At 69.0% G+C, this 8,709-nt stretch carries 6 protein-coding genes; 4 read left to right on the forward strand and 2 right to left on the reverse strand.

Going from position 1 to position 8,709, the window contains the following annotated elements:
* Positions 1 to 142 precede the first annotated feature (142 nt).
* Positions 143 to 1,369, forward strand: coding sequence for a pre-mycofactocin synthase MftD (mftD, locus tag NA4_RS36045; RefSeq protein ID WP_067480185.1), 1,227 nt, complete (start codon positions 143 to 145; stop codon positions 1,367 to 1,369).
* A gap of 1 nt (position 1,370) precedes the next feature.
* On the opposite strand, the gene NA4_RS36050 is transcribed toward mftD, so the two are convergent.
* Positions 1,371 to 1,841, reverse strand: a complete 471-nt coding sequence (locus NA4_RS36050) for a MarR family winged helix-turn-helix transcriptional regulator (protein WP_067480187.1) — start codon at positions 1,839 to 1,841, stop codon at positions 1,371 to 1,373.
* A gap of 279 nt (positions 1,842 to 2,120) precedes the next feature.
* Between NA4_RS36050 and NA4_RS36055 the strand changes: the two genes are divergently transcribed.
* From NA4_RS36055 to NA4_RS36070, 3 genes are all read left to right on the forward strand, one after another.
* Positions 2,121 to 3,797, forward strand: a complete 1,677-nt coding sequence (locus NA4_RS36055) for a fumarate hydratase (protein ID WP_067480193.1) — start codon at positions 2,121 to 2,123, stop codon at positions 3,795 to 3,797.
* 139 nt (positions 3,798 to 3,936) lie between these two features.
* Positions 3,937 to 4,413 carry a hypothetical protein gene (locus NA4_RS36060; RefSeq protein WP_067480189.1) on the forward strand — a complete coding sequence of 159 codons (477 nt, stop codon included), beginning with the start codon at positions 3,937 to 3,939 and terminating at the stop codon, positions 4,411 to 4,413.
* A gap of 743 nt (positions 4,414 to 5,156) precedes the next feature.
* Positions 5,157 to 5,681: a M15 family metallopeptidase gene (locus NA4_RS36070; protein ID WP_084497762.1), complete on the forward strand. Its 525-nt coding sequence runs from the start codon at positions 5,157 to 5,159 to the stop codon at positions 5,679 to 5,681.
* A gap of 265 nt (positions 5,682 to 5,946) precedes the next feature.
* Here NA4_RS36070 and NA4_RS36075 read toward each other — a convergent pair.
* Positions 5,947 to 8,709, reverse strand: a 2,763-nt coding sequence (locus tag NA4_RS36075) for an SbcC/MukB-like Walker B domain-containing protein (RefSeq protein WP_281180103.1), incomplete at its 5' end; no start/stop codon positions are given.

Below are 8,709 nucleotides of genomic sequence, written 5' to 3' on the forward strand. Positions count from 1 at the left end.
CGGTAAGCGCCAACGGCGTGCTCGGCGACCCGGCGGGCGCGACCGAGACCGAGGGCGCGGCCCTGCTCGATCACCTGTGCGCCGACCTGCTCGACCGAACCCGGCACTGGTGGCCGGAGCACTCCCTGGAAAGGACCGGAACATGAATCCGTGGTTCGAGACCGTCGCCGAAGCGCAGCGGCGGGCGAAGAAGCGGCTGCCCAAATCGGTATACGGCGCGTTGATCGCCGGTTCCGAACGCGGCCAGACCATCGAGGACAACCAGAAGGCGTTCACCGAACTGGGTTTCGCGCCGCATGTCGCGGGACCGATCGGCGAGCGCGATCAGTCGACGACCGTACTGGGCCAGCAGCTGTCGATGCCGGTGCTGATCTCGCCGACCGGTGTGCAGGCGGTGCATCCGGACGGCGAGGTGGCCGTCGCGCGTGCCGCGGCCGCGCGCGGTATCGCGATGGGCCTGAGCTCGTTCGCCAGCAAGCCGATCGAAGAGGTGGTGGCGGCCAACCCGGCCACCTTCTTCCAGCTGTACTGGTGCGGTAGCAAGGACCAGATCCTGCAGCGGATGGCGCGGGCCAACGCCGCCGGGGCGGTGGGGTTGATCCTGACGCTGGACTGGTCGTTCTCGCACGGGCGCGATTGGGGCAGCCCGGTCATTCCGGAGAAACTCGACCTGCGCACCATGCTGAAATTCGCACCGCAGACTCTGGCGCGTCCGCGCTGGCTGGCGACTTACGTGCGCTCGGGCCGGATCCCGGACCTGACCGCCCCGAACATGGCCGTCGGCGACGGCCCCGCACCCGGCTTCTTCGGCGCCTACGGCGAATGGATGGGCACGCAGGCGCCTGATTGGGCAGACGTGCGGTGGGTCTGCGCGCACTGGGACGGCCCAGTGCTGCTCAAGGGTGTCATGCGGGTCGATGACGCGCTGCGGGCGGTGGACGCCGGTGTTGCGGCGATCTCGGTGTCCAACCACGGCGGCAACAACCTCGACGGCACACCGGCGGCGATTCGCGCGCTGCCGGTGCTCGCCGACGCGGTGGGCTCGCAGATCGAGGTGCTGCTCGACGGCGGCATCCGCCGTGGTAGCGACGTGGTGAAGGCGGTGGCGCTCGGTGCGCGGGCGGTGCTCATCGGGCGGGCCTACCTGTGGGGGCTGGCCGCGAACGGGCAGGCCGGCGTGGAGAACGTGCTGGACATCCTGCGTGGCGGCATCGATTCGGCGCTGCTGGGCCTGCGCAAGACCCGCATCTCGGATGTGGACCGTTCGGACGTGGTGGTGCCCGCCGGTTTCGAGCTGGCGCTCGGTGTGCCCGAAACAGCCGGTGCGGCAAGCGCTTCGGGCGAGCGTGCGGAGGCCGCGCCCGCCTGAGTCAGCTCTCGCTCGCCGATCGCCGATGATGCGCGAGCAGGGTGTCGTAGATATCGGCCAGGGCGGCCAGCTGCTGGCGATCGAGGACGTCGATCATGTGCCTGCGCACGCTCTGCACGTGCGCGGGTGCGGCGCCGGTCAGCACTTCGGCGCCGCGCGGGGTGAGGCGTGCGGCGGTGCGGCGGGCGTCGTCGGGGATCGGCTCCCGCGCGACCAGGCCGCGCTTCTCCATACGGGTGATCTGATGCGACAGCCTGCTCTGCGACCACTCGAGTGCGGCCGCCAGGTCAGCGAAGGTGAGCAGGTGGTCCGGGGCGTCGGCCAGATAGGCCAGCACCGAGTATTCGACATAGGTGAGGTTGGACTCCTTGGTGGAATCCCGCCCGACCGCCGCGGCGATGAGATCGCGGGTGCGCACGAAACCCACCCAGGCGCGCATCTCGACCTCATCTAGCCAGTGGGGATCGGTCACGGTAGCGCTCCAAACTCTGACGTGATCACAACGACCGTTCGGCCTCGCCGCATGCGGCGCGCGAACAGTCTGCGCGCGACCGGGCGATCGGACGCCCGAGCGCTTTCTCAGAGACGAGAGGTAGCATCACCGGGGTTGAACGTGCAACCTTTCTTGGCCAACTGTCCGAGATAGGGTTGCCTAACCAGCGGTGCGGCGCGCGGTGGTGGCTAGGCTCGCTGTGCTCGTGACCAGCCCGGCCGCGCATGTCGCCCGGGCCCATCCGAAGGAGTGCGACTGGTGACCGCGCCGGACTTCCGCTATTCAGACCTGCTGCCGATCGGCGCGGACGACACCCCCTACCGGTTGCTCACCACCGAGGGAGTCAGCACGTTCGAGCACAACGGGCGCACGTTCTTGCAGGTGGAGCCGGAGGCGCTGCGGCTGCTCACCGAAACGGCGATGCACGACATCAGTCATTTCCTGCGGCCTGCACACCTGGGCCAGCTGCGCAAGATCATCGACGACCCGGAGTCCAGCGGCAACGACCGCTTCGTCGCGCTGGATCTGCTCAAGAACGTGAACATCTCCGCGGGCGGCATCCTGCCGATGTGCCAGGACACCGGCACCGCGATCGTCATGGGCAAGAAGTCCGAGGGTGTACTCACCGGCGTCGATGACGCGGAATGGATCAGCCGGGGTGTGTTCGACGCCTACACCAAGCTGAACCTGCGCTATTCGCAGCTCGCGCCGATCACCATGTGGGAGGAGAAGAACACCGGTTCCAACCTGCCCGCGCAGGTCGAGCTGTACTCCACGGCAGGCGATCCGGCGAACCCGTCCTACAAGTTCTTGTTCATGGCCAAGGGCGGCGGTTCGGCGAACAAGTCGTTCCTGTATCAGGAGACCAAGGCCGTGCTGAATCCCACGCGGATGCTGGAGTTCCTGGACGAGAAGATCCGCTCGCTCGGCACCGCGGCCTGCCCGCCCTATCACCTCGCGGTCGTGATCGGCGGCACCAGCGCCGAGTTCGCGTTGAAAACGGCTAAATACGCCTCGGCGCACTATCTGGACAACCTGCCCACCGAGGGGTCGTTGTCCGCGCACGCCTTCCGCGACCTGGAACTGGAGGAAGAGGTCTTCAAGCTGACCCAGTCCTTCGGCATCGGCGCGCAATTCGGCGGCAAATACTTCTGCCACGATGTGCGGGTGGTGCGGCTGCCGCGGCACGGCGCCAGCTGCCCGGTGGCGATCGCGGTGTCGTGTTCGGCCGACCGGCAGGCGTTGGCCAAGATCACCCCGGAGGGTGTGTTCCTGGAGCGGCTCGAGCGCGAGCCCGCGCAGTATCTGCCGGAGCAGACCGACGCCATTCTCGGCGGCGACGTGGTGAAGATCGACCTGAACCGGCCGATGGACGAGATCCGCGCCGAGCTCTCGAAATACCCGGTGAAGACCCGGCTTTCGCTGACCGGGCCGCTGGTGGTGGCGCGGGATATCGCGCACGCCAAGATCAAGGAGCGGCTCGACGCGGGTGAGCCGATGCCCGATTACCTGCGCGATATGGCCGTCTACTACGCGGGCCCCGCCAAGACGCCGGACGGCTACGCATCCGGTTCCTTCGGCCCGACCACCGCAGGCCGGATGGACTCCTATGTCGACCAGTTCCAGGCTGCGGGCGGCTCGTTCGTCATGCTGGCCAAGGGCAACCGCTCCGCGCAGGTGACCAAGGCGTGCAAGGAACACGGCGGCTTCTACCTCGGCTCCATCGGCGGCCCCGCCGCGCGGCTGGCGCTGGACTGCATCAAGTCGGTCGAAGTGCTGGAGTATGCCGAGCTGGGCATGGAAGCGGTGTGGAAGATCGAGGTCGAAGATTTTCCGGCGTTCATCGTGGTCGACGACAAGGGCAACGACTTCTTCGCCGAAACGCAGAAGCCCATCGCGCTGCGCGTGCGCACCCGCTCCAAAGAACGCGTCTGAGCCGACCTGCGACTCGCAGGCGGCAATCCGCGGACACGGTGATGTCACCCCGATCGCCGGGGTGGCCTCGCGGTCGCACAGGGCACCCTTAGCGCAGTACGTCGTTGATTCCGGTACCGATGCGGCTCGAGGAGTGGCAATGAGTACATCCAGGAACAAGTCCAGGCCGGTGCCGACGTCGGTGTGCGTGTCGGAACCGGCCGCGCGCCGGTTGGCCGACCGCGCCGCGCGCGAGGGAACCACCTGCGCTGTCCTGCTCGATCGGCTCATCCGGGAGGGCGTGGATCAGCTCGACCATCCCGGGATCGTGTTCCGCGGGCCGCTGCACGATCGGCGCGCTGCGCTGGCCGCCGGGCCCGACATCTGGGAAGTCGTTGCGCGCCTACGGGAGTTGGACGGCCCGGTGGAGCGCCGCATCGCGGTGCTCAGCGCGAAGTCGGATCTGCACACGAGCAAGATCAAGATCGCATTGGCCTACGCCCGCGCGCACGGCGGCGAGATCCTGGACCGGATCGGACGCAATCGGCAAGCGCTGGAAGCGATTCGCCGCGGTCGGCTGCGCTTAGCCGCTGCGGCGGCGCGACGGCGCGTACTGGACGGTCCGCCGCAGGCGTGATTCGGCCGGATTGTCCGGTGCGATAGGTCTTCACATACTGTGGAGCGAAATGTGGAAACGATCACACTCTGTGCACAGCCTCGAGTCACCCGCGGACGGCTAGCCGGTGCAGGCCGGTAGCCGTCCGCGGTGCGTCGGCCCCATTGCCCTGCACAGCGCTTGGGAAGCAAAGGATTTCGTGCGATGCGCGTTCGTCGCTGCTGCGGTCCATGAAGGCTCGCGTGGGCACCGGAGGCGATCTCCGCATGGGGACGAAGTGTGAAATTCGGGTCGAACGGAATGCCTCCCAAGGATGGAAAGCCGCCTGCGAATGGCCCGGATGCGCCTTGACGTCATCGTGCAGGTCGGCGGATTCCTCCAGAAGTACTGCGAATTCCGGCAATTCGGGAGTGGTAGCGTCAGCTCATCCATCGTGATCCACAACACTGGAATAGATTGTGGAGACAGTGTCTTCCACGTGAGCGAAATGTTTGCCGCCTGAGGATAATTGGGCACATATCGGACATAACAGATCGCTATCATGTGAAGTAGTGCTGTTAGCTGTGGAATTCGCTGAGTGTTGTCCACAGGGTTCCTTGGGGATGGTCCGGCGCACCGGGCTGCCGCCGAGTGGTGGACGGTCGGCATCTCGGTTGTCATCATCACGTGCCGCGTTCGTGCCGGGTGGGGGTAGCGGCGACGCTTCGCTTCCGGCAAACCGGGGCATACCCGGCATAGGGGACCGCGGGCGATAGCATCGGCACATGGTGCTTCGGAATCGTGATCGGAGTCGGTTGCCGACGCGGCTATCGGTGGCGGTGCTGCCCGCGCTGGTCGCGACCGGCATTCTGGCGGGGCAGGCGCAGGCCGACCTGCGCGGCATAGATCAGCGGGAGTCGGTGGGCTCCGCGACCGGGACCGAGGGGCTCGAGCCCGCGTTGGCCCTGGCCTACACGCTCGCCGAACGCGAGGCGCACGCGCAGGGTGTGCCGCTGTCCATCACGTCCGGATACCGCACGCCCGCGCAGCAGCAGGCGCTATGGGAGGACGGCGTGGCAACCTACGGCCCGGACGGCGCGCGTCGCTGGGTGCTGCCGCCGGAGGAGTCGACGCACGTCTCCGGGGAGGCTATCGATGTCGGTCCGTGGCAGGGCGCGCAGTGGCTGGAGGCGAACGGCCATCGGTGGGGGTTGTGCCGGATGTTCGACAACGAGTGGTGGCATTTCGAACTGGCCACCCTGCCGGGCGCGGACTGCCCGCCGATGAAGCCGGACGCGAGCGTCCGTTAGCCGCGGCCGGATCGCCCGCTGGACCATGGCTCGAGCAGCCGCCGCGCAATGGTTCGAGGTGAACCGCTACCGACGGGTGTTGTGCCGGATGCTCGACAGCGCGTGGTGGCATTTCGAATCGGCCACTCTGCGGGTGTCGGGACTGCGCGCCGATGAAGCCGGACGCGAGCGTGCGTCGCCGCACAGTCGGACGTCGTCTCCCGTCCGCCCGCGAAGGCCGGAGGAAGACGGAGGTATGCCTATCTCGGGCGGCGGTGGGGGATGATCAGGTCACCGGTGCGAGTTCGAGCCCGCCCTCGATCGTGGTGGGAACTCGGCGGCGATCGGGGGAGCCGAGCGCGGCGATGAGATCGGTTCCGTCGTGTTCGGCGAGCAGCTCGCCGCTGTCCCACACCAGCAGCGTCGCGCTGACGGTGTTCTCGGCCGCGGAATGTGCCAGGTCGTAGTGCGCGCAGGCCGGCACGTGCGGATAGGTGATCCACAGGTCGTAGCCGGTCATGAACAGGTCGAGGTCGAATTGCACACTCAATCCGAGCAATTCGCTGCGGCCGTTGTCGTCGACGCCTGCGAACGCCTCGTCCAGCGCGAGCAGGCGCGGCGCCTGCGGATCGGCCGAATCGAGCATGACGTGCGCCGCGGCGAACAGCGGTAGGTGCAGCGACACCGACTGCTCACCGCCCGACAGTGCGCTGTGCCGGGCCACAGTGAGCTTGTCCTCGCTGCCGTCGGCGGAGATCAACGTGAAGGAGAACACCCGCCAGCTGCGGTAATCCAGGGTGGCGGCGAGGATCTCGGGATAGGAGCGTTCCGGGTGCGCGGCCCGCGCCGCCCGGATCTCGGCGGCGAAATGCCCCCGGATCGCCGCCAAGTCCTCGGCTGTGAGTGCGGAGGCGTCCCGGTCGAGCAGTTTGCACATGGCCCGCGCCGCGTCGGACAGGTTGTCGGCGAGCAGCCAGTGCACGCCGATGGTGTTGCCCGAGGACATCCGCCGCTGCTTCATCTCCGCGCCCATCCTGGCGATCAGATCGCGCGCGTCGCCGGTGCGTTCGTGGATCTGCTGGGCCAGGCCGGTCAGCAGCGCGTCCTCCAGGATGCGGCGCTCGGCGTCGGTGAGCAGCAGCTCTTGGTCGCGGCGCGCAGCGTCGACGCGGTCGGCGAACTCGGCGAGCGCCGAGACGCCGTGCTCGTCCTGCACCTGCACGACGGTGAGGCCGTCGGCCGCGTCCCACTGGAGCCGGTAGTCGCGGCCGGAACCGGCCAGGGCGGCGTCGAACTCCTGCAGCGCCGCGGTCACCGCGCTGCGGGTGGACTTGCGTGCCGCCTCGCTCACCCGGACCGAGGCGGTGGCGGCGGCAAGGGCTTCGAACAGCTCGGCGACCTCGTCGGGCAATACCAGCTGCTGTGCTTCCGGTCCCGCCGTCGAGATCCGGTACAGCAATTGCTCGGGCGTCGACCACGCGGCGTCGCTGCTGGGCCAGCGCCCGTCGGTGGATGCGTCGAGCAGGGTGAGCAGATCCGGCTGAGCGTAGGGCGCAAGGGCTTTCACCTCCGCGAGCACCTCGGTGAGCGCGGTGGCCAGCGATTCGTGCGCGGTGCGGTAGGCGGCCTCGGCGTCGCCGACCGCCTCGATGGCCTCGTTGGCGGCCTTGCGCGCGGCTTTCTGGTCGGCCTTGGTCGCCTCGATCCGCTGCCTGGCCTGCTCCAGCTCGCGATCGATGTCGGCCGCGCCCGCGCCGAGCGCCTCACGCAGTGTCTCCAGCTTGCGCAGCTGTTCCCGGTAGCCGGACTGCGCGGCTTCCGCCTCCTCCGCGAACGCCTCGGCCAGGTCGGCGGCCTCGGCCAACCGGTCATCGGCTTCCCGCTCGCGCTCGCGTTCCCGCTCGTGGTCGCCGCGTAGCCGCAGCAGTCCGGTGCCGGTGTTCTCGAAGTGCCGGATGGCGGCGGCGAGGGCGTCGATCTCGGTGCCCGTGCGCGGGGTGCGGTGCGCCGCGGCGGTGGCACGCAGCTTCTTCTCCACGGCGGACAAGTCCGCGATCGCCTGGTCCAGTTCACGCTCGGCGTGGGCGGCGGCTTCGGCGCGCGACCGCATCATGCCCGCGGCCTCCGACACCGCACGCAACGCGGTGGTCACCGCGGTCGGACGCGGAAGCCCTTTGGCGGCGGCGGAGATTCGCGCGAGTTCGGCGACGGCATCCGCCTCCTGCTGCTGCGCGGCGCGCCGGTCGGAGTCCGCGGCGGCGATGGCCGCGGTCAGCTCGGCCGAGCGGATCTCGCGGCGCCTGGCCCGCGCGGTCGCGCCGATGTACTCCGCGTCGGCCTTACGGTGCCTGCCGACCTGCACGCCTTGGCGGAATCCGCCGTCCGCCTCGATCGTCACCATTGCGTTCGGTTCGTCCGCGCCCTCGTGCAGGGCAATGGAGGCGAGCACGTCGGCCACGGCCTGCCGTGGCACGGTCAGCGCGTCCGAATCGTCCTCTACGACCAGCACGTCGGCGAGGGTGCGTCCGCTCGGCCGGTCCGCGGCCGGCAGCGGCACCAGGAACTGATCCGACTCGAAGTCCGATGGCAGCGCGTCCTCGGGGCAGACCCAGCCATCGAGCAGGTTCGCGGCGTCCAGCGCGGCCTCGATACCCGCCGCGGTCTCGGGCGAAATATCGTCGGCGAAGCGCACCAGACGCCACAGCGGGGCGCCGGGCCGTTCGCCGGTCCGGCCGGACCTGGCCGCGAATGCCGGTGGATCGTCGTCGCGTCGGTCCGCGACGCGCTCGCGTTCGGCGGTCAGCTCGCTCATGTGCGCGGCCGCTGTCGCTGCCCGCGCGCGGGCCTCCTGGCGACGGCCGCGGACCTCGTCGAGCAAGGGCTCGGCCCGTTCGGCCAGCACTTCGGCGACAGTGGCCGCGTCCGAACCGGCCTCGGCCACCGCGGAGTTCAGCGCCTCGAACAGACCGGCGCGGACGGGGGAGTAGACCGCACGGTGCTCCTCCCACCACGCGCGCAGCGCGCCGGCGGACTCGGTGCGGGCCAACGT

The organism is Nocardia amamiensis NBRC 102102, from assembly GCF_001612745.1.
Taxonomy (GTDB): domain Bacteria; phylum Actinomycetota; class Actinomycetes; order Mycobacteriales; family Mycobacteriaceae; genus Nocardia; species Nocardia amamiensis.